Below are 22,958 nucleotides of genomic sequence, written 5' to 3'. Positions count from 1 at the left end.
ATGCTGACGATCGGGCGCCGCGGGCCCACCGTGTCGGTGCTCGCCTTCGACGGCATGTCGGTCTTCGAGACGGGCATCGTCACCGAGGTGTTCGGGCTGCCCCGCCCCGAGTTCGACGTGCCGTGGTACGAGCTGGTCATCTGCGCCGAGACACCGGGCCCGGTGCGAGTGGTCGGCGGCGCCACCCTGCACACCGAGCACGGCCTGGAGACGTTCGCCGCCGCCGACACGCTGATCGTCCCCGGCGTGGCCGACGTGCGGGCCGACCCCTCCCCCGAGCTGGTCGCCGCCCTGCGTGCCGCGCACCGCCGCGGCGCCCGGATCATGTCGATCTGCTCGGGCGCGTTCGCCCTGGCCGGCGCCGGGCTGCTGGACGGCCGCCGGGCCACCACCCACTGGCGTTACGCGGCGGAGCTGCGCCGCCGGCACCCGGCCGTCGAGGTCGACGCGGACGTGCTCTACATCGACGACGGCGCCGTGCTGACCAGCGCGGGCAGCGCCGCCGGGCTCGACCTGTGCCTGCACGTGGTGCGCCGCGACCACGGGCCGAGCATCGCGAACATGGTGGCCCGCCGGCTGGTGGTGCAGCCGCACCGCGACGGCGGGCAGGCCCAGTTCGTCGAGGCCCCGGTGACCGCCGATCCGGAGGACGCCCGGGTGGCCCGCAGCATGGAGTGGGCGCTCGGCAACCTGACCGAGCCGATCACGGTGGACGTGCTGGCCCGCCACGCGCACATGTCCACGCGCACCTATCTGCGGCATTTCGGCCGGGCCACCGGGACCACACCGATCCGCTGGCTGATCGACCGGCGGGTGCACGCCAGCCTGGCGCTGCTGGAGACCACCCGCACGCCGATCGAGGCGATCGCGACGGCGGTCGGTTTCGAGACCGCGGTCACCTACCGGCACCACTTCGCGCAGGCGATGCGCACCTCACCGTCGGCGTACCGCCGGGCATTCCAGAGCTCACCGTAAGCGGACGGTCGCCACGCCACCGCCCTGCACGGTCACCGTGTCGCCACGGTCCCGGCCGGTCGCCGCGTCGACTGCCGGGCCGGGCAGCGGCACGGTGGCCGCTGCGATCCCGTGGTTGAAGAGGAAGAGCAGATCGCCGCGCCGGACCGCCTCGACCGGTGCCGGCAGACCGGGCAGCACCGGCGCGACACCGGCCTCCTCCGCCACCGAGCGGAGCAGCCGGCCCAGCCCGTCGTCGGTGAGGGCGGTCGACACGTACCAGGCGGAGCCGGCGCCGTACCGGTTGCGGGTGACGGCCGGGGCGCCCGCCAGCACCCCGGCCGTGTACCGGGCCAGCGTCTCCGCGCCGGCGGTCTCCACCCGCTCGCTCCAGCGGCTCGCCCGCTCCCCGTTGTCCAGCGGGAACTCCACACCGGGTGGCTGCGGGTGCCATTCGACGACCCGTACGCCGAGGACGTCGCGGAAGGCGCCCGGGTAACCGCCCAGCCGGATGCGGGTGTCCGGTTCGGCGATGCCGCTCAGGTAGCCCACCACCAGGCGGCCGCCGTTCGCGACGTAGTCGCGGAACGCGGCGGCCGCCTCGTCGGAGACCAGATAGAGGTGCGGGACCACGATCATCCGGTAGTCGCCGAGGTCGGTGGAGACACCGGGAAAGACGAAGTCGGTGGCGAGCTTGGACCGGAACAGCACACGGTGCGCCTGCTGGACCGCGGCCAGGTAGTCGATGTCGGCGGACGGCAGCCCGCCGCCCTGCAGCGCCCACCAGGACGGCGCGTCCCAGGTCACGGCGATCCGGGCGGACGGCGGCCCGGCCTCGGCGACGTGCGGCGAGAGGGCTCGGAGCCTGCGCCCGAGACCCACCGCCTCCCGGAAGATCGGGCTGTCCGGCCCGGCGTGCGGGACCAGCGCCGAGTGGAACAGCTCCGCCCCGCCGCGCGGCTGCCGCCACTGGAAGTACATCGCGCCGCCGGATCCGCGGGCCACGTAACCGAGGCTGTGCCGGGTGAGCCGCCCCGGCTCCTTGGCGTGCATCCGCCCGCTCGTGTAGATCAGGTTGGGCGCGGTCTCCATCAGCAGCCAGGATCCGCCGCCCCAGCCGCGGGCCAGGTCCCCGGCGAAGGCTGTCTCCTCCTCGGCGCCGGCGTCCGTCGCGGCGGGGTAGTGGTCGACCGCGACGAGGTCGACCTCGGTGGCCCAGCGCGCGTGGTCCACGCTCACCCAGCCGCCCTGGACGAAGTTGGTGGTGATCGGCACGTCCGGGTTGGCGGCGCGCAGCAGGTCGCGCTGCTCGACGTAACCGCTGAGCAGCTCGTCGGAGAGGAACCGGCGGAAGTCGAGGACGTGTGCCGGGTTCGGCAGGTACTGGGTGGCCCGCGGTGGCGTGATCTGCGCCCAGTCCGAGTAGCGCTGGCTCCAGAACGCCGTGGTCCAGGACTCGTTGAGGGCGTCCAGGTCACCGTGCTTCTTCTGCAGCCAGGCACGGAACGCGGCGGCGGTGGCGTCGCAGCGGCAGTCGGTGCCGTACTCGTTGTGGACGTGCCACATCGCGAGCGCGGGGTGGTTCGCGTACCGCTCGGCGAGCTTGGCGGCGATGCCGCGGGCGGCGGCGCGGTAGGCCGGGGCGGAGACGCAGTAGGTGTCGCGGCTGCCGTGGGTGAGCCGCACGCCGTCGGCGCCGACCGGCATCGCCTCCGGGTGGGCCAGGGTGAACCAGGGCGGGGGTGACGCGGTCGGGGTGGCGAGCGCGACCCGGATACCGCCGTCGTGCAGGCGGTCCAGCACCCGGTCCAGCCAGCCGAACTCGTAGTGCCCCGGCTCGGGTTCCAGGTTCGACCAGGCGAAGACGCCGACGGTGGCGATGGTGACGCCGGCCTGCCGCATCAGCGCGACGTCCTCCGCCCAGACCTCCTCCGGCCACTGCTCCGGGTTGTAGTCGCCGCCGAAGAAGAGCATTCCACCGCCTTGACTTTAGTTTTCTCTCTAAACAAAGTATGAGCCGTGCAGAGCCAAGTCAATCCGTCCTTCCGCGACATCGAGAGCACGGAGGACTGGGAGCGCGCGCTGATCAGTGGCAACGGCCGGCAGGGCGCCCTCTGCTACGGCTCACCCGCCGCGCTGCGGTTCACCCTCGCCCACGAGGACCTCTTCCAGCCGGTCACCGAGCCGCTGCCGGCGCCGGCGACCGCCGCGGCGCTGCCGCGGTTGCGCGAGCTTCTCGCCGCCGACCGGTTCGGCGACGCGGCGCGAGCGGTCTGCGACCTCGCCGTTCAGGAGCATCCGGGGTACGCCGAGACGCGCTGGATCGACCCGTTGATCGGGGCCGCCACCATCACCTTCACGCCCGCCTCCCCCGGTGGCGGATACTCGCGCGGCACCGACTTCAGCACCGGCGTCGTGCGCCAGCAATGGGCCGGCGTCACCTGCGACGCCTTCGTCTCCCGGGCCGCGGACGCGCTGATCGTGCGGATCACCGGCACCGGCGGGACGGTCCGGATCGCGCCGATCGACGGCGTCCCGGAACGGCCGATCGACTTCTCGGTCGACGAGCTCGGTGACGACCTGGTCCTCACTGGACGGTTCGACGCCGCGTGGGAGGGTGCCCTCGACGGCTTCACCGTGGCGGTGCGCTGTCGCCGTACGCCGGAATCGGTCTTGCTCGTGGCGCGCACCGCGACCGGCCTGCGCGCGCCCGCGTCCGCCCTGGCCGAGCTGCCGTCGGGCAGCTTCGACGACCTGCTGCAGGCGCACGCGGCGATCCACCAGGACCTGTTCGAGCGGGTCTCGCTGGACCTCGGCGGCGCACCGGCGCAACGTCTCTTCGACGCCGGCCGCTACGCGATCATCAGCAGCACCGGCACCCGGCCGCCCACCCTGCAGGGCGTCTGGAGCGGCACCTATTCGCCGCCGTGGCGCAGCGGCTGGACCATCGACGGCAACCTGCAGGCCGCACTGCTCGCGGTGCACTCCACCGGCACGCCGGAGTTGATGCCGCCGCTGTTCGACCTGCTCGACGCCGTGCGCGACGACTTCCGGGAGAACGCCCGGCGCCTCTACGGCCTGCCCGGCCGCTACGCGCCCGCCCACCTCGGCACGCACGGCCGACAGAACCATTTCGGGCCGGTCTGGTGCCTGACCTTCTGGACCGCCGGGGCCGCCTGGCTGGGCCGCCTCTACCTGGACTACTGGCAGCACACCGGCGATCGGACGTTTCTGTCTTCCCGCGCCCTGCCCTACCTGCGCGAGGTCGCGTCGTTTCATCTCGCGTTCGCCGAGGTTGTCGACGGCCGGGCGCGTTTCAGCCCGTCCTATTCTCCGGAGAACGATCCGGCCGGTGGTCGCGAGCAGGCCACCGTCAATGCCACGATGGACGCACAGGTGGTCGCCGACCTGCTCCGGAGCCTTCTGCTGATCACCACCACGCTGGGCCTCGACGATCCGGACGCGCCGAGGTGGCGGGCCTTGCTGGCGGCGTTGCCGCCCTATCGGATCAACGACGCCGGCGAGCTGGCCGAGTGGATCGATCCGCGGTTCCCGGAGAACCACGAGCACCGGCACTGCAGCCACCTCTACCCGTTCTTCTACGCCGGTGACCCGGCGGTCGACGCGGATCCGGCACTGCGTGCCGCCGCGGCGCGGGCGGTGCGGGCCCGCTTGCGGTGGTGGCTGAGCGAGGCCTCCGACGAGATGGGGTACGGCCTGGCGCTGCTCGGCGTGGCAGCGGCCCATCTGGGGCTGGCCGCCGAGGCATACGCCGCCCTGGAACGGATCATCGATGCCTACTGGCGGCCCAGCCTGGTGCCCACCCACAACCGTGACCACATGTTCAACGTGGACCTCGCCGGCGGCCTGCCCGCGCTGGTGGTGGCGATGCTGCTGCAGAGCCGCGACCTGGACCCGGACGGGGTGGCCCGGCTGCGCCTGCTCCCCGCCCTGCCGCCGGCCTGGCCCTCCGGCCGGGTGCGCGGCCTGGTCGCCCGGGGGCCGGTCACCGTCGACCTGGACTGGACTCCGGCCGGCCTGGCCGCGGTGCTGACCTCCCCCACCGACCGGACCGTCGAGGTGACCTTCCCCGGCGGGCAGACGACGCTGCGCCTCCCCGCCGGCTCACCGGTCTCGCTGCTCAGCCCTTGACGGCGCCGATGATCACGCCCTTGGTGAAGTGGCGCTGGACGAAGGGGTAGACCAGCAGCGCCGGCACCAGGGTGACGACCACGACGGCCATCTTGATCGCCAGGCTCGGCGGGGTGGTGTAGCCCAGGCCGGGGATGTGCATCACCGCGCCGGCGCCCACGTCGTTCGGGGTCTGGCCGGCGAGCATGAACTGCTGCAGCACCCGCTGGACCGGGTTGAGGTCGTTGCGGTCGATGTAGAGGATCGCGTTGAAGAACGCGTTCCAGTAGACGACCGCGTAGAGCAGGCCGACCACGGCGGTGACCGCTTTCGACAGCGGCAGCACGATCTGGGTGAGGATGCGCATCTCGCCGGCGCCGTCGATGCGCGCGCTGTCCAGCAGCTCGCCCGGGATACCCATGAAGAAGGCACGGAGAACGACCAGGTTGAAGGCGCTCACCGCGGTCGGCAGGATCAGCGCGAGCAGGTTGTCCTTCAGGCCCAGACCGGTGACGACCAGATAGCTCGGGATCATGCCGGGCTGGATCAGGAAGGTGAGCAGGAAGAAGAACAGGATCGGCCGGTGCCACAGTGAGCCGCTGCGCGACAGCCCGTACGCCGCCAGCACGGTGAGGACCAGGCTGAGCACCGTGCCCGCCGTGGTGACCAGGGTGCTCACCAGGATCGCCTCGGTGACCTGCCCGCCCGAGAAGATCGCCAGATAGGCGGAGGGGTTGAACTCCCTCGGGATGACCACGTAGCCGCCGGCCTCGTTGATGGTCTTGGCCGAGGAGAGGCTGGTGACCACGACCACCCAGATCGGCACGACCACCGCGGCCACCACCAGGGTGAGCACGGTGCCCTTGCCGAGCTGCCCGAGCGGGCTGGGTTTCTCCTCCCAGACCGGGCGGCGCGGCCGGGTTCGCTTCTGCGGAAAGGCGCTGGCGCTCATGACTTGGAGTAGATCCCTTGCTCGCCGAACCGGTGGGCGATCTTGTTGGCGGTCAGGATCAGGACGATCCCGACCACGACCTTGAGCAGGCCGGCCGCGGCACCGACGCCGAACTGCTGGATCGCGATGCCGTTGTAGTAGACGAAGGTGTCCAGCACCTCCGCGGCCTGCCGGCCCACCGCGTCCCGTTGCAGGATGAACTGCTCGAAGCCGACGTTGAGCCCGTCACCCAGCCGCAGGATGAGCAGCAGGATGATGGTCGGGCGCAGCCCCGGCAGGGTGATGTGCCACATCCGGCGCCACCGGCCGGCGCCGTCGGCGGCGGCCGCCTCGTAGAGGCTGGGGTCGATGGCCGCCAGCGCCGCCAGGAAGATGATCATTCCCCACCCGGCGTCCTTCCAGATCGCCTGCGCGGTGACCAGGGCGACGAAGGTGTCCGGGTTGGTCATGAAGTCCGGCGGGGAGGCCACTCCGGCTTCCCGCATCGTCTGGGCGATCAGGCCCGCGCCGCCGAGCATCATCTGGAACAGCGAGACCACCAGCACCCAGCTGAAGAAGTGCGGCAGGTACACGACGCTCTGGATGAGCGAGCGCAACCGCGGCGAGAGCACGCTGTTCAGCAGGATCGCCAGGGCGATCGGCAGCGGGAAGTAGAAGACGAGCTGGAACACCAGGATGAACAGGGTGTTGCCCACCGCGTCCCAGAAGGCTGGCTGCTGGAAGAGGTACTCGAAGTTGCCGAAGCCGATCCACTCGCTGTAGAGGAACGCCTCGATCGGGCCGTCCCCGGCGAACGGGTTGTAGTCCTGGAACGCGATGACGTTGCCCAGCGACGGCACGTAGTGGAAGACCAGCAGCAACAGCATGGCCGGCAGGCACATGAGCAGCAGCGGCCAGTCCCGGCGCAGCTTCGCCGAGAAGGGGCGCTTCGCAGGAGGCGCCGGAGCCGGTCCCGGTGGGGCCGGCTCCGCCGTCCTGACCATGTCGGTCGTGCTCATCGGCCGTTGTCGGAGAGAACCTTGGCGTAGAACTCGCGTGCCTCGTCCCCGCCACCGTTACGCCACTCGGTGACCACCTTCGACACGTCGCTCACCGGGCGCCGCCCGCGGAGGATGTCGTTGATCTTGTCTTCGGTGGGCTTCTCCATCGCCGCCTGCTTCGACGGAACCTCGACCTTGATGCCCTGCCACGGGTTCTTCTCCAGGAAGGGCACCGCCTCGTTGGCCCAGGCGATCATGTCGGCCGCGTAATTGCCGACGTCCGGTCCGCCGACGATGACCGGAGGACGACCGCCGAGGAAGACGAACTGGCTGGCGAACTCCTTGGTGAACACGTCGTTGGTGATCGGGGCGTTGCTGGAGTCACGGGTGAAGTGGGTGCCCTCGACGCCGTAGTTCTGCAGTTCGTACTCCTTGGTGCCGAACGGCGCCGCGGTGTAGTTGAGCACCCGCAGCAGCTCCTCCACCCGTTCGGCGCCCTGCCCCTTCTTGACGAAGGTCCAGATGATCGAGGCGGTGCCGCCCCACCGCACCGGCGGCGCGCCGGCCGTGGCGCCGTGCACCTTCATCGGCTGCATGTTGAAGCCGGGAACGACCTTGAGAGTGTCCTTCTGCATTCCGCGCCAGGCGCCGAGGCCGTCCGGGTACGCGATGATCTTGCCGCCCTTGAACAGCGTCTTGGCGTCGCCGCCCTTGCTGCCGACCAGGTCGGGGTGGATCATCCCCTCCTTGAACAGCCGCGCGGTGAACTCGACCGCCTGCTGGAACTGCTCGGTCTCGTAGCGGTGGATCACCTTGCCGTCGGCGGTCCGGGCCCAGCCGGCCTGCGCGTTCGGCGAGCCGGGCGTGCCGAGGATCTGCTGGACCTCGCCGAACGGGTCGCCGAAGGCCCACACAACCTTGCCCGGGTTGTTCAGCTTCTTGCCGAACTCGTACAGCCCGTCGATGGTGGTCGGCGCCTCGAGGCCGGCCTTGTCGGTGAGGTCCTTGCGGTAGAACAGCGCGCTGACGAACGGGCTGTCGGTGGGGAACGGGATGGCCATCAGCTTGCCGCCCCAGATCGAGTCCTGCCACGAGGCGGTGTCCAGGTTGGCGAGCAGCGGATAGGCCGAGACCTTGTCGCCGGCCAGGTACGGCGTGAGGTCCTCGAAGAGCACGTGCACGCCCTCGGAGAACCGGGCCAGCTTGTTGATCTCCCAGCCCGGGATGCAGAGCAGGTCGGGCACGTCCCGGGCGCCGACCATGGCGTTCAGCTTGTCGCCGTAGGTGACGCCGTCCTGCACGCTGAAGTTGATCGTCACGCCCAGGTCGGCGTTGATCGCCTCGATCAGTTTGTTGCCGGCCGTCGGCGGGACCGGCCCCCACCACGGCACCGTGGCGCTGATCGGCTTGCCGGTCTTGCCCACCTTCTCGGTGACCGCGTCGACGAGATTCGCCGGGTACTTCGCGTAACCGTCGGCGACCGGCCGGACGCCCTTGATGTCCGGCGGCACCAGCTCGAGCGGCTTGTGGTGGGGGATCACGCCCGCGGCCTGCTCGGCGTTGGTCGCCGAGGCCGCGCCCTTGGGGTCCTTGCTGCAACCGCTGAGCAGACCTCCACCGGCCACCGAGGCCGCACCGAGGCCGACCAGCCCCAGGAAGCTCCGCCTGTTCGGGTTACGCACGGCGCACCACCCTTCCGTTATGGGTTTAGTTTGGCTAGCGTCTAAACTAAATACATCGAGCACAAGCTAACTGACGCGGGAACCCGCGACAAGAAGCGATTGGGAGCGCGCCCATCGGTGCGGCACCGGGATCAGGGAGACGACGAACCGCTGTGATGCGGCAAGATGACGATGTGAAGACGGCCGGCTTCGCCGACGTGCGCGCCACCAACCTCGCCGTGGTGCTGCGCCACCTGCGCGCCAACGGCCCCAGCTCGCGTGCCTCGATCGCCGCGTCCACCGGCCTCAACAAGGCAACCGTCTCCAGCCTGACCAGCGACCTCATCAACCAGCGGCTGCTGCGCGAGACCGGCCTGACCGGCAATCGGATCGGGCGCCCGGCGACCGAGCTGGCACTGGACGGCTCGGCGTATGCGGCGATCGGCCTGCAGGTCGCCGCCGACCGCCTCACCGCGCTCGCGGTGGACTTCGCCGGCGATCAGCTGCTGCTCTGGCACCGGGCGTTCGACGGCGGCCCGGCCGCGACCGGCGCCGGCCGGGCGGTCAGCGCGATCACCGCGCTCGCCCAGCGCGCCGCCTCCCGGGTGCGCCAGCAGGGCCGGCACGTGCTCGGCCTGACCGTGGCCGTCCCCGGCCTGGTCGCCGACGGCGCCACCGTGCGCCTCTCCCCTCCCCTGGGCTGGGCCGACCTCGACCTGCACGGCCTGCTCGCCGGCTCACTGCGGCAGACCGACCTGGCCGTCGCGGTGGCGAACCACGCCGGCCTCGCCGCGGTCGCCGAGTTGCGGTACGGCGGACATCCGGGCGGGGCGAACCTCACCTATGTCAGCGGCGCCGTCGGCGTCGAGGCGGGCCTGATCGTCGACGGCCGGCCGTTGCGGGGCGCACACGGTTTCACCGGCCAGATCGGACGGTTCGCGCTCGGCCCGGCCGGCGCGCCCACACTGCAGGACCTGGCCGGCATCGAGCCGCTGGTCCGCCGCGCCCTGCCCGACCTCGACCCCTCCGGCGACCTGTCTCCGGCGGTCGAGCTGGTGGCGGTGCGGGCGCGGGCCGGCGACGGCACCACGCTGGCCGCGCTGCGCGACACCGGCTGCCACCTCGGCCAGGGGCTCGCCCTGCTGGCCAACCTGGTGAACCCGGAGCTGATCGTGCTCGGCGACCACTACGCCACGCTGGCCGAGTGGCTGATCCCGGCCGCCGGGACCGAGCTGGCCCGGCACACGCTGGCGCCGGACGCCGGGGGTGCCCGCCTGATCGCGTCCACTCTCGGGCTGCACGCCGCGGCGCTCGGCGGCGCGGTCACCCACCTGGACCGGGTGGACACCGGAGCCCTTCCCGCCTGAGGTCACATCGACGCGGCCGGATGGCGTTCGGGTCGCGTCGAAGCGCATCGAATCGATGGTCAAACATGGCCGCAGCGCCTTGACCAAGTCGAAACGGGGTGCGAGCCTCAGGGAACCCCGACCGAAACATCCGCGAAACCCACTCGCTCGCCTCATTGTCGAAGCGCTTCGACACGGTTGCTCGGCCCGAAGGAACACGTTGTGATCGATTCCCCCACTCGCATCGTTTTTCGTGACCCGCAGCAGAAACTCGCCACCCGGGTCGCCGACCTTCTGGGCCGGCTCAGCCTGGCGGAGAAGATTGCCCTGCTCCACCAGCAGCAAGCCCCCGTGCCGGGGCTCGGCATCGCCGGCTTCCGCACCGGCACCGAGGCCCTGCACGGCGTCGCCTGGCTCGGCACCGCCACCGCCTTCCCCCAGGCGGTCGGGCTGGCCAGCACCTGGGACGCGGACCTGCTGCGCCGCGTCGGCACGGCCGTCGGCACCGAAGTTCGTGCCATGCATCACCGCGACCCGGACAACGTCGGCCTCAACGTCTGGGCGCCGGTGGTGAACCTGCTGCGCGATCCCCGGTGGGGCCGCAACGAGGAAGGTTTCGCCGAGGATCCCTGGCTGACCGGGGTGCTGAGCACGGCCTACGCGGGCGGGCTGCGCGGCGACCACCCGTTCTGGCTGCGCACCGCGCCCACGCTCAAGCACTTCCTCGGCTACAACAACGAGACCGGCCGCTGCCTCACCTCCAGCAACCTGCCGCCCCGGGTGCTGCACGAGTACGAACTGCCCGCCTTCCGCCCGGCCCTCGCCGACGGGGCGGCGGTCGCTGTGATGGCGTCGTACAACCTGGTCAACGGGCGGCCGGCCCACCTCAGCCCGCTGATCAACGAGACGCTGCGGTCGTGGACCGCGGACGACGTCATGGTCGTCGGCGACGCGTGGGCCGTGCACAACCTCGCCGGCGACCAGCACTGGCACGACGACCACGTGGCCGGGTTCGCCGCGGCGATCCGGGCCGGCATCGACTGCCTCACCGAGGACCACGACGCCACCATCGAACGGCTCACCACCGCGGTGCGGACCGGTCTGCTCAGTGAGTCCGATGTGGACGAGGCGGTGCGGCACATCCTGTCGGTGCGGGTGCGGCTCGGGGAGTTCAACCCGGAGGAGGATCCGTACGCCGGGATCGGCCCCGAGGTGATCGACTGCGCCGAGCACCGCGCGCTCGCCCGGGAGACGGCCCGCGCGGCGGCGGTGCTGCTCAGCAACGACGGCATCCTCCCCCTGGACGCGGTCCGGGTGGGCCGGGTCGCGGTGATCGGGCCGCTCGCGGACGCCACGTTCGACGACTGGTACAGCGGGACTCCGCCGTACCGCCGGACACTGCGCGACGCGATCGCTTCGCGAATCGGCGCCGGCTCGGTGCTGCACCACGAGGGCGTCGACCGCATCGCCCTGCGCTGCGCCGCCGGCCTGCTCACCGCAGGCCCGGACGGACCCCTTTCGGTACGGGCAGCCGACGGCACCCCTGACGACGCGCTGTTCGACCTGCTCGACTGGGGTCAGGAGACGTTCTCACTGCGCGCGGTCGCCAACGGCCGGCACGTCGGCGCCGACGGTCTCGGCCCGAAACCGCACCTGCTGATCAACGACCGGCCCGGCCCGAACGGCTGGGAGGTCCGCGAGACGTTCCAGTTCGAGCCGGTCGGAGACGGGGTGCTGCTGCGGCACGTGCAGAGCGGGCAGTATGTGGCGGCCGGCGCCGACGGGCTGGTCCGGACCTCCGCCGCCGGCGCCGTCGACGCGACCGTGTTCACTGTGGACCTGCTGTTCGACGGGGTGGCCGCGGCCGCCGCAGTGGCCGCCGAGGCGGACGTGGTGCTGCTCGCCCTCGGGAACCATCCGCTGGTCGCCGGCCGGGAGACCGAGGACCGGCGCGACCTCGCCCTGCCCGGCACGCAAGACGACCTGATGCGGGCGGTCGCGGACGCCAACCCGCGTACCGTCCTGGTGCTGACCAGCAGCTATCCGTACGCGGTCGGCTGGGCCCGGGAGCACCTGCCCGCGCTGCTCTGGTCCGCGCACGGCGGGCAGGAGCACGGCGACGCCCTGGCCGACGTCCTGTTCGGCAGCGACCCGGCCGGCAATCCGGTCGGCCCGGCCGGCCGGCTCACCCAGACCTGGTACCACGACGGCGGCGACCTGCCCGACCTGCTCGACTACGACATCGTGGCGGCCGACGCCACCTACCTCTACTACCGGGGCGCTCCGCTGTTCCCGTTCGGCCACGGCCTGAGCTACACCACGTTCCGCTACGAGAACCTACGCCTGAGCACCGGCCGCGCCGGGGAGGGCGACCGGTTGACGGTCACCGTCGACGTCGTCAACATCGGCGACCGAGCCGGTGACGAGGTGGTGCAGCTCTACACCCGGCAGCAGCGGTCCCGGGTCAAGCAGCCGGTGCGCCGGCTGCGCGGCTACCAGCGGGTCCGGCTGGCCCCCGGCGAACGCACCACGGTCCAGCTCCGGCTCGCCGTCGCCGACCTGGCGATCTGGGACGTCACCCGGTCACGCTGGGTCGTCGAGGACGCCGGCCACACCATCGCGGTGGGCAGCTCCAGCACCGCCTGGGCCCTCACCGCGACGCTGCGCGTCCGCGGCGAGCAGATCCCGGCCCGATGCCCGCGCACCGGCCTGCGCCTGATCGACAACGACGGGTACGCCGAGACGGCCCCCGTCCCCGTCGACGGCGACCCCGGCGAGGGCTTGCGCAGCCTCGAAGCCGGCGCCTGGGCAGTCTTCGACGACGTCGACCTCGCCGGCGGCCTGGCCCGCCTCCGAGTCACCGCGTCAGCCGCCTTCGACGGCGGTTCGCTCACCGTCCGCCTGGACGATCCCTACTCAGGTCCAGTCCTGGCCACCCTCCCGATCCCGCAGTCCACCAGCCGGGAGGCCCTGACCGAGCTTTCCGCCGCCATCCCACCGGTGCCCGGCGTCCACAGTGTCTTCCTCCAGTTCGACGCCCCCGGCATCACAGTCGCCCAGCTTTCCTTCGAGCCCTGATCCCCCCGGCTGCCCAACACCGCTGCCTCCAGCCCAAGAACCGAGCACTGTGCGTCAGCCGCGCTGACCGCCCGACGCCCAGCGCCACTTCCGGCCAAAGCACCGGTCACTGCCCGCCAGCCCACCCAACCGGCCGCCCACCAGAGCTGCCTGCGGCCGAAAAAGCAGGCACTGCCCGCCAGCCCACCCAACCGGCCGCCCACCAGAGCTGCCTACGGCCGAAAAAGCAGGCACTGCCCGCCAGCCCACCCAACCGGCCGCCCACCAGAGCTGCCTACGGCCGAAAAAGCAGGCACTGCCCGCCAGCCGAACCCACCAGCTGCCCAGCAGGGTTGCCTGCGGCCGAAGGAGCGGGCACTTTCCGCCGACCCGACAGACCGGCTGCCCAGCAGGGCTCCCTGTTGGCAAAGCAGCGGGCATTGCCGCCAGCTTCACCAACCGGCGGCCCATCCACGCTGCCTCCAGGCGAAACCGGGCGGAGAAGCGATCGCTGCGCGCCAGCCCAGCCGACCGGCTGCCCAGCAGGGCTGCCTGCGGGCAAAGGAGCGGACGCTGCCCGCCAGCCCAGCCGACCGGCCGCCCAGCAGGGCTGCCTGCGGGCAAAGGAGCGGACGCTGCCCGCCAGCCCAGCCGACCGGCCGCCCAGCAGGGCTGCCTGCGGGCGAAGAAGCGGGCGCTGTGCGTCAGCCCAGCTGGCCGGCTGCCCAGTGGGGCTGCCTGCCTGCGGGCGGAGGAGCGGACGCTGCCCGTCAGCCGAGCCGACCGGCTGCCCGGCAGGGCTGCATGCGGGCGGAGGAGCGGACGCTGCCCGTCAGCCCAGCTGGCCGGCTGCCGAGTGGGGCTGCATGCGGGCGGAGGAGCGGACGCTGCCCGTCAGCCCGGCCGGCCGGCTGCCCGGCAGGGCTGCTGCCTGCGGGCGGCGGAGGGGGCGCTGGGCGTCAGCCGTGTTGGTTGGGGTGACGGGGGTGAAGCGGCGGGGCGGCTGCTGTGGGTTGGGTGGTCCGGAGGCTAGGACTGCGTGGCTGATTTGGTTCATGGCCGGGCGTGGTGGGCGTGACAGAGTGGGGCGGAGGGAACGGGGAGGCGTGATGACGACGGTGGGGCAGGCGCTGGCGTTCGCGGGCGTGATCGGGCTGGCGGCGGCATCGCCCGGGCCGGACTTCGCGGTGGTGGTGCGGCGGTCGGTGGTCGCCGGGCGGCTGCACGGGATGGCTGCGGCGGCCGGGATCGCGGCCGGGGTGTTCGTCTGGTCGGTGGCCGCGGCGATGGGGGTGGCGGCGTTGCTGGCCACGTCCGCGGTGGCGTTCACCGTGGTCAAGATGGCCGGCGCGGCATATCTGCTGTGGCTGGGGGTCAGCGCGCTGCTCGCCGCGCGCCGTGGTGGCGGAGCGCTCGATCCGGTGGCCGGGCCGCGGGCGGAGGCGCGCGTCCGGGTCTCGTTCCGCGACGGTCTGCTGTGCAATGTGCTCAACCCCAAGGCGGGGGTCTTCTTCGTGGCGGTGCTGCCGCAGTTCATGCCGGCCGGCGGGACGGCCGCCGACGTCCTGCTGCTCTCGCTGGTCGCGGTGGTGATCACGATCGCCTGGTTCACCGTGGTGGCCCACCTGGTCGCGGCCCTGCGCCGGTTCCTGTCCCGGCCGGCGGTCCGCCGCTCACTCGACGCGGCGACCGGCGCGGTGATGATCGCGCTCGGCCTTCGCCTGGCGGCTTCCACCACCCCCTGAGGAGCACACGGCGATGCCGGCGACCCTCCGGCCGCCGGCATCGCGAGCACATCAGGCGGCAGGCGCGCCGGTGACCTCACTGCCGGAGCGAGTGACCTGGTACGTCAGGATCGCGCCGCTCCAGAAGTGGAACTTGAGTGTGACCGTGGCGCCGTCGGTGACCTCGGCGAAGAAGTCCGGCGTCAGCTTGATCGTCCCGGCGGTGTAGTCCGGTGCGAACGCCCGGTCGAACTCCTTGTACGGCGTCCACCCGTGCGGCCCGGCATTGCTGCCGTCCGCGTAGGTGGCCGTCATGGTGGCGAGCCGGTCACCGTTGAAGGCGGTCGGCACGGCGAACGACGCGGTCGCCCCGGTGGCCGCGGCGACGACCGGGGTGTCGTAGCTGACCACGTCGAGCCGCCACGGCACGCCCCGGGAGAACCGCAGGGACAGTGACGCGCGTACCCCGTACCCCTCGGTCCTGGTCAGTCGCGAGAGCAACCCGGCGGTCAGCGTGAGTTGATCGCCGGAGATCTGGTAGTCGGGGCCGCGCCGCAGCGTGGCGTTGCCGAGCCGGACGTGCGTGAAACCGGTGCCGTTCAGGTTGAGGGTGATGGTCTGCGCGGTGACCGGCGCGGAGCGCCGGACGAAGACGAGGTCGCTGGCGGCGGTGCCGGAACGGGTCCGCCAGCTGGAGCTGATCTGGCCGAACAGTTCGGTGTCGCGCCAGACCCCGGCAGTGCGGTCGAAGTGCTGACCGTTGTCCCAGAGCATGGTGGTGACGTTGCGGGCCCGCGCCTGCGCGCCGAACAGTTCGAAGAACTTGAGCTTCTCGCCCTGTTCGATGGTGCCGGTGTGCCGGTCGAATCCGAGCAGGCCGTATTCGCCGATGACCACCGGGATGCCCTTGGCGACGAAGGACGCGTGGACCCGGGCGAACATGTCCAGCAGGTCCTGCTGCGCGGTGGCGTCGAACCGGTAGCCGCCGGCCACGTTGACGCTGAACGGCCAGTACCCGTAGTAGTGCACGGTCGCGATCAGGTTCGGATCGTTCAGGGCGGCGAACGTCGCGGTCAGGTTGTCCAGATGGACCTGGTCGGCCGAGGTGTGCAGGGTGGGCAGCACGAGCAGGCGCGTCGCGTTGCCGCCGCCGGTGCCGCGCACGATCCGGTGGAAGGACGTGTTCAGCTCGGCCAGCAGCGCGGCCGGGTCACCGCCGTTGAACTGCGGCTCGTTGACGCTCTCCAGCACCAGCCGCGGCGAGGCGTCCCGGAAGGCCGTGGCGACCTGGGTCCAGATCGCGTTGTAGCGGGCCAGCACGGTGTCGTGGTCCGACGGCATGCTGTTGATCCACTGCCACGAGTCGTGGTGGATGTTCAGCATCACGTAGAAGCCGTCGTCGAGCGCCCAGCCCACCACCTCCTTGACCCGCTGCAGGTACGCCGGGTCGATCGCGTAGTCGGGCGCCGGCCCCTGGTGCTGTCCCCAGGTCACCGGAATGCGGATGCTCTTGAAGCCCTGGGCACGGATGTTCTCGAGCAGTTCCGGGGTGACCCGCGGGTTGCCCCACGACGTCTCGTCCGCCCCGGTCGAGTCGAAGGTGTTGCCGAGGTTCCAGCCGGGCTGCATAGCGGCGACCGCCTGCGCGGGCGTGCGCACCGCTTCCCGCTCCGCCGCGGCCTGCGCGCCGCCGCCGGTGATGAGACCGAGCCCCGTGATCATGGCGAGGACGAGGCCGATGCCTCGCATGCCTAGCGAGCCTCGCTTGCTTCGCTTACCTCGCTTGCCGAGTGGACGCGACATGACGCTCCTGGTGAGGACGCGCGGATGCGGGAGTGCGCCAACTGGGAGCGCTCCCGCTCTGATCTCGGCAGATTATGTTTGGAGGCCAAACTATGTCAATCGATGGACCCGTACGGCAGAGGGCCATCCCGGCGAGCGGGGGATGCGCTCCTCACCGGGATGGCCCACAACCGTCTGACCCGCCCCGTCGTCGAAGGGTGAGCCGCCACCGGCGATCCGCATAGGCGAACGCACGCGGTTCCACGCACGAAGGCCAGTACTCGATGCATTCCACAGAAAGGCTGACTCACGGAATACTGAACTCTTTCCGAAACCGATTCAGGCCCTTCCGCTCACGAATTGCCGACGATGGCACAGGCGGGTACGATCCGGCTTCTACCTGCAACTTTGCAAGTTGCACAGGACATCTTGCGAACGGCATCCCTCCAATCTGGAATTGGCACGTTAAATTAATCGGCACGCATTGTCATGGAGCTATTGCGCTTCGTACTCTGATGGTCACCTGTCATCGATCTACATCAGTGCGATGAAGCGGCAGCTCCGCACGGGGCCCGCGGGGAGGGCAGCGATGCTTGTCAAAGTCGTCGACCAGATCACCGACGGACAACTGCATGAGGCCGCCTGGAACCTCTACCAGGACTGCTTCGAGGAGTTGAATACCCTCGCCGCTCAACGGCACCTCATGTACCGGTCCGAATTCGACGAGGTCATGCGAGACACCCGGATCGACAAGTACCTTGCCTTGGAAGAAGACGGCACCCTCTCCGGGATTGCCTGCTACACCAACGACCTCGATGCCATCCCGTTGATCGCGCCGCAGTACTTCGAGCGCCACTGGCCCGAGCACTACGCGGCCCGGAGGATCTGGTACATCGTGTTCGTCGCGGTCAGCCCCCATGCCCAGGGCCGGGACGCCTTCGCGCAAATGGTCGAGCAGATGTACCTGGTGGCGGCCACCCAGAACGGCCTGGTCGGTCTGGACATCTGCACCTACAACGACGAGGTGCGACACATGTCCCGCATCTTCCGGCTCATGGTGGGCCGGCTGTGCAACAACAACATGCGCTTCAACCGCATCGACCAGCAGTCATTCTGGCTGTACGAGTTCCCCTCCGCCGCTTGAGCGGGATGCAATATCGGTCATGCCATAGGCGCCCTCCACATTGTCCAGAGCGGAGGCCCGTCGGGTAGCTCGATCACCGACCGGATCTGATAACCGTGCCGCAGGTACAGGTCACGGTTACGGGGATCATTGGCCTCCAGATAGGCCGGGATCCCGGCGTGGTCGAGCCGGGCGTGGTGACGGTCGAGCAGAGCGCTCCCGATGCCCCGATTCTGGTCCTTCGGATGCACGGCCAAGAACGCCAAGTAGTGATGCGGTTCGAACGGGTGGTGCGATTCGATCGCGGCGTCGAGTTGGCAGGCGCGATCGAACGCATCCCCGGCCGCCTCCTTGAGCCGGCGCTCGTAATCGACGGGCGGCGGGATCAGCGAGGTCAGCGGGAACCAGAGGGCGACGCCGCTGAGACGGCCGCTCTCCGCATCGGCGGTGGCGTAGACCTCGCCGTAACGCGTGGCGTGATCCACGAAGATCGCGAAGTAGTGGGGTGCTTCCCGGCGGCGTACGTCAGGATCGGCATGCAGCCACCGGGCGACGGGACCGTCACGCATCGCCTCGGCGACGAGGTCGGTTATCTCGTCAGTGTCGACCGGGGTGACGTCCCGGATGACCAGTTCCTGGATGGCGTACGTCATCGATTTCCTTTCTCGGTCCAGACTTCAGTAGTGGTAGCCGCGCGAACCCACCGGCGTTGCTGGCGGTAGCGCCTCCGGGAAGTCGCTCTCGGCCGGCGTGGTCACCCGCACGTCGGCACCGCGGCCGATCGCCGCGTACACGTCCGGACGGACGACTCGCATGATCAGTGCCCAGATGAACCCGATCGCGGCGACCACGAGGTAGGCCACGGGGAACAGCCAGCGGAACGGTGAGCCGGCGGGAACCTGCAGCAGATCGCCGAATCCGATGATCGTCGCCGCCAGCACGATGGAGAGCAGCAGGAACGCCAGGAACGGGGCGACGTAGGCACGCCAGATGTTCTCGCCACGGCGATGGTGCTGGAAGAAGGCGATCACCGAGGCGGACGCCGACCACATCAGGATCAGCACACCGAGGCCGCCGATGGTCGTCAACCAGGCGAAGAGGTAGAGCAGCGGCTCCGCACCGGCCAGCGCATACGCGCTGATGACGACCAGCGCCAGCACGCTCTGGGTGATCGAGCCGAGCAGCGGCGCACCGGTACGCGGATGCGTGTAACCCCAGGCCGACGGCAGAACACCCTCCCGGCCGAGTGCGAACTGGTACCGGGCCACCGCGGCGTGGAAGGCGAGCAGCGCAGCGAAGACACTCGTCATGAACAGGACGTAGCCGATGTCGACGAGCACGGCCGGCAGGTGCGGGCCGACGAGGGTGAAGACCAGATCGGTCTGGTGCTCGGCGGCGACCGCAAGGATCTGATCGGGTCCGGTGTTCACCGACATCGCCCAGGCGGAGATGCCGCACAGCACGCCGGCGAGAAGCACCGCGAGGTGGGTCGCGCGGGCGATGGTCCGCTTGGGGTCGCGCGCCTCCTCGGAGAGGACGACCGTCGCTTCGAAGCCGACGAATCCCGCGATGGCCAGCACCAGCAGCGTTCCCACGACCGGGGTGAGCATCGGCGCCGGCGACAACGTGGCGAAGCTGATCGAACCGCCCGCCGGGTTCGACACCATGACCAGGTCGTAGAGCAGAACGATGCTGATCTCGGCGACCAGCAGCACGGCCAGCACCCGTCCGCTCAGGTCGACCCAGAGCGCACCGAGCACGGCCACCAGAGCCCAGGCCACCAGGGCGCACGCATACCACGACGCGGCCAGGCCGAACTCCGCAAGGATGCCGGAAGCGACCACGCCGAACAGCCCGAACAACCCGATCTGCATCAACGAGTACGCGGGCAGTGCCACGAAGGCCGCGCCAACGCCGACCACCCGGCCCAATCCGTGACTGATGTACGAGTAGAAGGCGCCGGAGTTGACGATGTGCCGGCTCATCGCCACGAAGCCGACGGTGAACAGCGACAGGATGCCCGCCACGACCAGGTAGGCGACCGGAACTGCGGTGCTGCCCTGGATCGCGTAGATGGCCGAGATCGAACCGATGATCACGGTGAGCGGTGCGGCACCCGCGACTCCGAAGAAGACCACGGAGGCGACACCCATACGGTTGCTGGCCAGCGCCCGGGTGATGATGTCCGGCTCGCTGGGTCGCTTGCGGTCCACCAACAGCCGCCCGGCCCACTGGTCCATGTTGTGCTGGTGGAGATGGTGGCGCCCGACGGAAGTCATCGGCGGCCGGCGGTCAGCACCGAGCCGATCGAGGCCTCGGTGTAGTCGACGATCTCACGTAGATCGCTTGGCAGGGATGCGGCAGCGTTGGGCAGGTATTGGAAGGCTTGCGGATACATCTCGAAGCCGTAGAGAACGTGGCGGGTGAGCCCGGTGGCGGAGACCAGACTGACCAGCACCCGATCGGAGATGCTCAGTTCCATGCCCCGGATCAACAGGTTCGCCAGACGGGTGGAGGCCCAGGCTGCGGCATTGCGCTGCTGGGCGCTGTTCGGCATGTAGAGGGTGTGGGTACTGCCCAGCATCCGCCGCCGGGTGACCGGCTCGACCGCGCCGAGGCGCATCAACCGCTCTCCCACGCGCAAAGCGGCGTCCTGCGAGAGAAAGGCCAGCCAGGTGCGCACGTCACGGTGCTGCGGTTGGGCGATCAACAAATCCAGGATGTCGTGTTCGAGAGCGTCTCTGGTGGGATGTCGATCGAGAACGAACAGATCGCCGTCGGTGACGCCGATACGGCCTTCGAGGACCAGTTCGGCCAATAACGCGGCGGCCAGGCCCAGGCCGGTCGCACGGGGATGTAGCCGGGACCGACCGGTGCGGTCCTCGTGTGCGATCAGGTAGTACTGGTCAGCCAACACTCCGCCCACGCCCCTTAGACGCAAGTTCCAATGATCATTTTTCCAATGTAGGAAACAAGACAGAACTCGATGTCCGCAGCATCATGTACCCAACAGCAAGGTCAATACAAGAAGTACTAGACTTCTTATTCATGCCCCGCTGCTCCACACCCCATTCACGATCATGGAAAGCGCGATCATGAATGGGGTCGTAATATCGACTGCATCAGGACCGTAGGGAGTCCAGGTGTCCGATATCGAGGGTCCGACGCTCCGACGCCGCCGACTGGGAGCGGAGCTGAAACGATGCCGTGAGGCTGCCGGGCTCACCCAGCAGGACGTGTCCCGGCATTTCGAGTGGCATGCCGCCAAGGTCACCCGGATCGAGACCGCGCGCGTGGCAGTGACGCCGCGCGACGTCCGTGACCTGCTCACCCTCTATAACGTCCGAGATCAGGGATACCGCGAGGCCATGGTGGAATTGGCCCGACTGTCGCGGGAACGCACCTGGTGGACCGACTATCGCGACATCCTGCGGCCGGGCAACTTCGTCGGCCTGGAGGCGGCGGCGTCGGCGATGCGCACCTGGGAACCCATTATCGTGCCGGGTCTGTTGCAGACCGAGGCATACATGCGTGCGCTGATCAGGACCGGACGCAACCTCGATCCTCCGCACCACATCGACCGGCGGGTCGCACTGCGCCTGACCAGGCAGAGCCGGCTCGGCGGGGATCGCCCGCTGGAGCTCTCCGCGATCATCGACGAGTCTGTGGTGCGCCGCGTCATCGGCGGCGAGGACGTCATGCGGGGCCAGCTCGAGCATTTGATCGAAGCGGCTAAATTACCGAACGTAACCCTGCAGATCATGCCGTTCAGCGCGGGAGAACATCTGTTCCTAGGCGGGTCAGCAGCACTTTTGGAGTTCCGCGAGACCACCCATTTGGATGTTGTCTACCTCGAAGGCATTGCGGGAGACTATTACGAAGAGCAACCAAACGAGGTTGCGAGGTACCGGCAGGAGTTCGAGCGATTGAGCGCAAAGGCGCTCGACCATCGGACGACGATTAAGATGATCGAGAGCCTGCTCGTCGCATAGCACTCCCGAAGAACATTCAGAAGGGAGGTGCTCGAGTTGCTCGCGCACCAACTCGACGGTGCCGTCTGGAAGAAGGGCAGTCGCAGTAACGGTAGCGGCGGTAGCAACTGTGTCGAGGTCGCATTCCTCGACCAGGGAATCGCCGTCCGTGACAGCAAGAACCGGACGGGCCCAGCTCTCATGTTCACGCCGGCGGAGTGGACCGCCTTCGTGGACTCTGCCAAGGACGGCGAATTCGATATCTCGTGAGAGCCTACCGATAGCCGCGCACCGATGGAAGTAGGTGCAAGCAAGGTCGACTTCCGCGATGTGCGACTTGACGGACGCCCCGGTGTCCCCCATTCGGGGGGTGCCGGGGCTCCACGCTGTTACGGGTGCCTGATCAAAACCCGTCGAGCGCATGGAAAGCGTGGGGAACGCCGACCGGATGTGATCATCGACGGCCCGATCAGGCGACCCCGGCGACGACGGCCGGCCGGGCCGCGTCGACGCTGACCGGGGCGGCTGCCGGCACCAGGTGCCGCACCACGGCGGCCCGGGCCTCGGCGATGACCACCTCCCGGTGCAGGCTGTCCCGGCTGCGGCGGGCCAGCTGCGCGTCGTGCCAGGCGGTGCGCTCGGCGGCCACCGCGTCCCGGTGCAGCCGCTCCAGGTGGGCGACGCTCGCCCGGTGCACGGCCATCTCCTGCTCGACCGGGTGCAGGCGGGCGTCCCAGCCGTCCCGGCCGTTCAGCGCGTCGGCCACCGCCGAGGCCGGCAGCTCACCACGGTCGGCGGCGGCCCGTACCGTCCGGTGCAGGAAACGCTCACGCTGGGCGTACTCCGTGGGGTTCTGGGCGGTGAACGGCGTGCCGAAGGCCGCCGTGGCCCGGCTGCGCGCCCAGCGCGCCTCGGCCTGCTGCCAGGCCTCCCAGGTCGCGTCCACCCGCTGCGCGGCCGCCTCCCAGCGACCGTGCCAGCGCTGCACCGCGTACCCCGCCTGATCGGCCGCGACGCGGACCTCCTCGGCGTAGCGCACCGTCTGCGCCGCCTCGTCGCGCCGCCGGGCGCGCTCCTGCTCCCGGCGCTCCTCGCGGCGGCGCAGGAACGCCACCGAATCGACCAGGGCGCGCCGCGGGTCCCGGACCCCGTGCGGGTTGGCGAGCACCACCAGGGCGGGCAGGGTGAGCAGCATCAGCAGCACCCAGATCGCGACCGGGGCGGGTTCGGCGAGCAGCATTTCGGCAAGCATGTTCATGGGAAAGGTCGTCCGCTTC

17 protein-coding genes are annotated in these 22,958 nt (G+C 70.1%); 8 read left to right on the top strand and 9 right to left on the bottom strand.

Features of this window, described 5'->3' with window-relative positions; translation table 11 throughout:
- A complete protein-coding gene (gene ftrA, locus AB0F81_RS01860) occupies positions 1 to 975 on the top strand; it encodes a transcriptional regulator FtrA (RefSeq protein ID WP_360189338.1) in 975 nt (324 codons plus the stop codon).
- Here the strand turns inward: ftrA and AB0F81_RS01855 are convergent.
- Entirely contained in the window at positions 967 to 2,928 is a 1,962-nt protein-coding gene (locus AB0F81_RS01855; RefSeq protein ID WP_360189335.1) for a beta-galactosidase, read from the bottom strand. The two genes, ftrA and AB0F81_RS01855, sit on opposite strands and share 9 nt — an antisense overlap.
- Before the next feature lie 45 nt (positions 2,929 to 2,973).
- On the opposite strand from AB0F81_RS01855, the gene AB0F81_RS01850 reads away from it, so the two are divergent.
- On the top strand, positions 2,974 to 5,106 hold the full coding sequence (locus tag AB0F81_RS01850) for a glycoside hydrolase N-terminal domain-containing protein (RefSeq protein WP_360189332.1): 2,133 nt from the start codon (positions 2,974 to 2,976) through the stop codon (positions 5,104 to 5,106).
- On the opposite strand, the gene AB0F81_RS01845 is transcribed toward AB0F81_RS01850, so the two are convergent.
- The 3 genes from AB0F81_RS01845 to AB0F81_RS01835 are packed head-to-tail and all read right to left on the bottom strand — an operon-like array spanning position 5,096 to position 8,699.
- A complete protein-coding gene (locus AB0F81_RS01845; RefSeq protein WP_360189329.1) occupies positions 5,096 to 6,037 on the bottom strand; it encodes a carbohydrate ABC transporter permease in 942 nt (313 codons plus the stop codon). The two genes, AB0F81_RS01850 and AB0F81_RS01845, sit on opposite strands and share 11 nt — an antisense overlap.
- Positions 6,034 to 7,035: an ABC transporter permease subunit gene (locus tag AB0F81_RS01840; protein WP_360189326.1), complete on the bottom strand. Its 1,002-nt coding sequence runs from the start codon at positions 7,033 to 7,035 to the stop codon at positions 6,034 to 6,036. Before AB0F81_RS01840 ends, AB0F81_RS01845 begins: the two co-directional genes overlap by 4 nt.
- Positions 7,032 to 8,699: an extracellular solute-binding protein gene (locus tag AB0F81_RS01835; protein ID WP_360189323.1), complete on the bottom strand. Its 1,668-nt coding sequence runs from the start codon at positions 8,697 to 8,699 to the stop codon at positions 7,032 to 7,034. Before AB0F81_RS01835 ends, AB0F81_RS01840 begins: the two co-directional genes overlap by 4 nt.
- A 173-nt stretch (positions 8,700 to 8,872) precedes the next feature.
- Between AB0F81_RS01835 and AB0F81_RS01830 the strand changes: the two genes are divergently transcribed.
- The 3 genes from AB0F81_RS01830 to AB0F81_RS01820 all read left to right on the top strand — a co-directional run bounded on the left by AB0F81_RS01830 (position 8,873) and on the right by AB0F81_RS01820 (position 14,826).
- The gene (locus AB0F81_RS01830; RefSeq protein WP_360189320.1) at positions 8,873 to 10,045 is read left to right on the top strand and encodes an ROK family protein; all 1,173 of its coding nucleotides are present in this window, start codon (positions 8,873 to 8,875) and stop codon (positions 10,043 to 10,045) included.
- A 201-nt stretch (positions 10,046 to 10,246) separates the two neighbouring features.
- A complete protein-coding gene (locus AB0F81_RS01825; RefSeq protein ID WP_360189318.1) occupies positions 10,247 to 13,102 on the top strand; it encodes a glycoside hydrolase family 3 C-terminal domain-containing protein in 2,856 nt (951 codons plus the stop codon).
- A gap of 1,088 nt (positions 13,103 to 14,190) precedes the next feature.
- Positions 14,191 to 14,826 carry a LysE family translocator gene (locus AB0F81_RS01820; RefSeq protein WP_360189315.1) on the top strand — a complete coding sequence of 212 codons (636 nt, stop codon included), beginning with the start codon at positions 14,191 to 14,193 and terminating at the stop codon, positions 14,824 to 14,826.
- Positions 14,827 to 14,877: 51 nt separating this feature from the next.
- On the opposite strand, the gene AB0F81_RS01815 is transcribed toward AB0F81_RS01820, so the two are convergent.
- On the bottom strand, positions 14,878 to 16,554 hold the full coding sequence (locus AB0F81_RS01815; RefSeq protein WP_360189312.1) for a cellulase family glycosylhydrolase: 1,677 nt from the start codon (positions 16,552 to 16,554) through the stop codon (positions 14,878 to 14,880).
- A 622-nt stretch (positions 16,555 to 17,176) separates the two neighbouring features.
- Here AB0F81_RS01815 and AB0F81_RS01810 point away from each other — a divergent pair.
- The gene (locus AB0F81_RS01810; RefSeq protein WP_360189310.1) at positions 17,177 to 17,731 is read left to right on the top strand and encodes a GNAT family N-acetyltransferase; all 555 of its coding nucleotides are present in this window, start codon (positions 17,177 to 17,179) and stop codon (positions 17,729 to 17,731) included.
- A gap of 17 nt (positions 17,732 to 17,748) precedes the next feature.
- Here the strand turns inward: AB0F81_RS01810 and AB0F81_RS01805 are convergent, their stop codons facing one another.
- From AB0F81_RS01805 to AB0F81_RS01795, 3 genes are read right to left on the bottom strand one after another with little or no spacing between them, the layout of a single operon-like run.
- Complete coding sequence (locus tag AB0F81_RS01805) at positions 17,749 to 18,363, bottom strand: GNAT family N-acetyltransferase (RefSeq protein ID WP_360189307.1); 615 nt, start codon at positions 18,361 to 18,363, stop codon at positions 17,749 to 17,751.
- A 24-nt stretch (positions 18,364 to 18,387) separates the two neighbouring features.
- Positions 18,388 to 19,950: an APC family permease gene (locus tag AB0F81_RS01800; protein WP_360189304.1), complete on the bottom strand. Its 1,563-nt coding sequence runs from the start codon at positions 19,948 to 19,950 to the stop codon at positions 18,388 to 18,390.
- A gap of 35 nt (positions 19,951 to 19,985) precedes the next feature.
- On the bottom strand, positions 19,986 to 20,627 hold the full coding sequence (locus AB0F81_RS01795; protein WP_360189301.1) for a GPP34 family phosphoprotein: 642 nt from the start codon (positions 20,625 to 20,627) through the stop codon (positions 19,986 to 19,988).
- A gap of 226 nt (positions 20,628 to 20,853) precedes the next feature.
- Between AB0F81_RS01795 and AB0F81_RS01790 the strand changes: the two genes are divergently transcribed.
- Positions 20,854 to 21,702, top strand: coding sequence for a helix-turn-helix transcriptional regulator (locus AB0F81_RS01790; protein WP_360189298.1), 849 nt, complete (start codon positions 20,854 to 20,856; stop codon positions 21,700 to 21,702).
- Positions 21,703 to 21,738: 36 nt separating this feature from the next.
- The gene (locus AB0F81_RS01785; RefSeq protein ID WP_360189516.1) at positions 21,739 to 21,951 is read left to right on the top strand and encodes a DUF397 domain-containing protein; all 213 of its coding nucleotides are present in this window, start codon (positions 21,739 to 21,741) and stop codon (positions 21,949 to 21,951) included.
- Between the two features lie 199 nt (positions 21,952 to 22,150).
- Here AB0F81_RS01785 and AB0F81_RS01780 read toward each other — a convergent pair whose 3' ends face one another.
- Complete coding sequence (locus AB0F81_RS01780) at positions 22,151 to 22,939, bottom strand: hypothetical protein (RefSeq protein WP_360189296.1); 789 nt, start codon at positions 22,937 to 22,939, stop codon at positions 22,151 to 22,153.
- Positions 22,940 to 22,958: the final 19 nt, after the last annotated feature.

It is taken from the genome of Actinoplanes sp. NPDC024001, from assembly GCF_040638955.1.
In the GTDB taxonomy this organism is placed as follows: domain Bacteria; phylum Actinomycetota; class Actinomycetes; order Mycobacteriales; family Micromonosporaceae; genus Actinoplanes.
The sequence above is the reverse complement of the archived record's forward strand: the minus strand, read 5'-3'. Positions and strand labels throughout refer to the sequence as shown.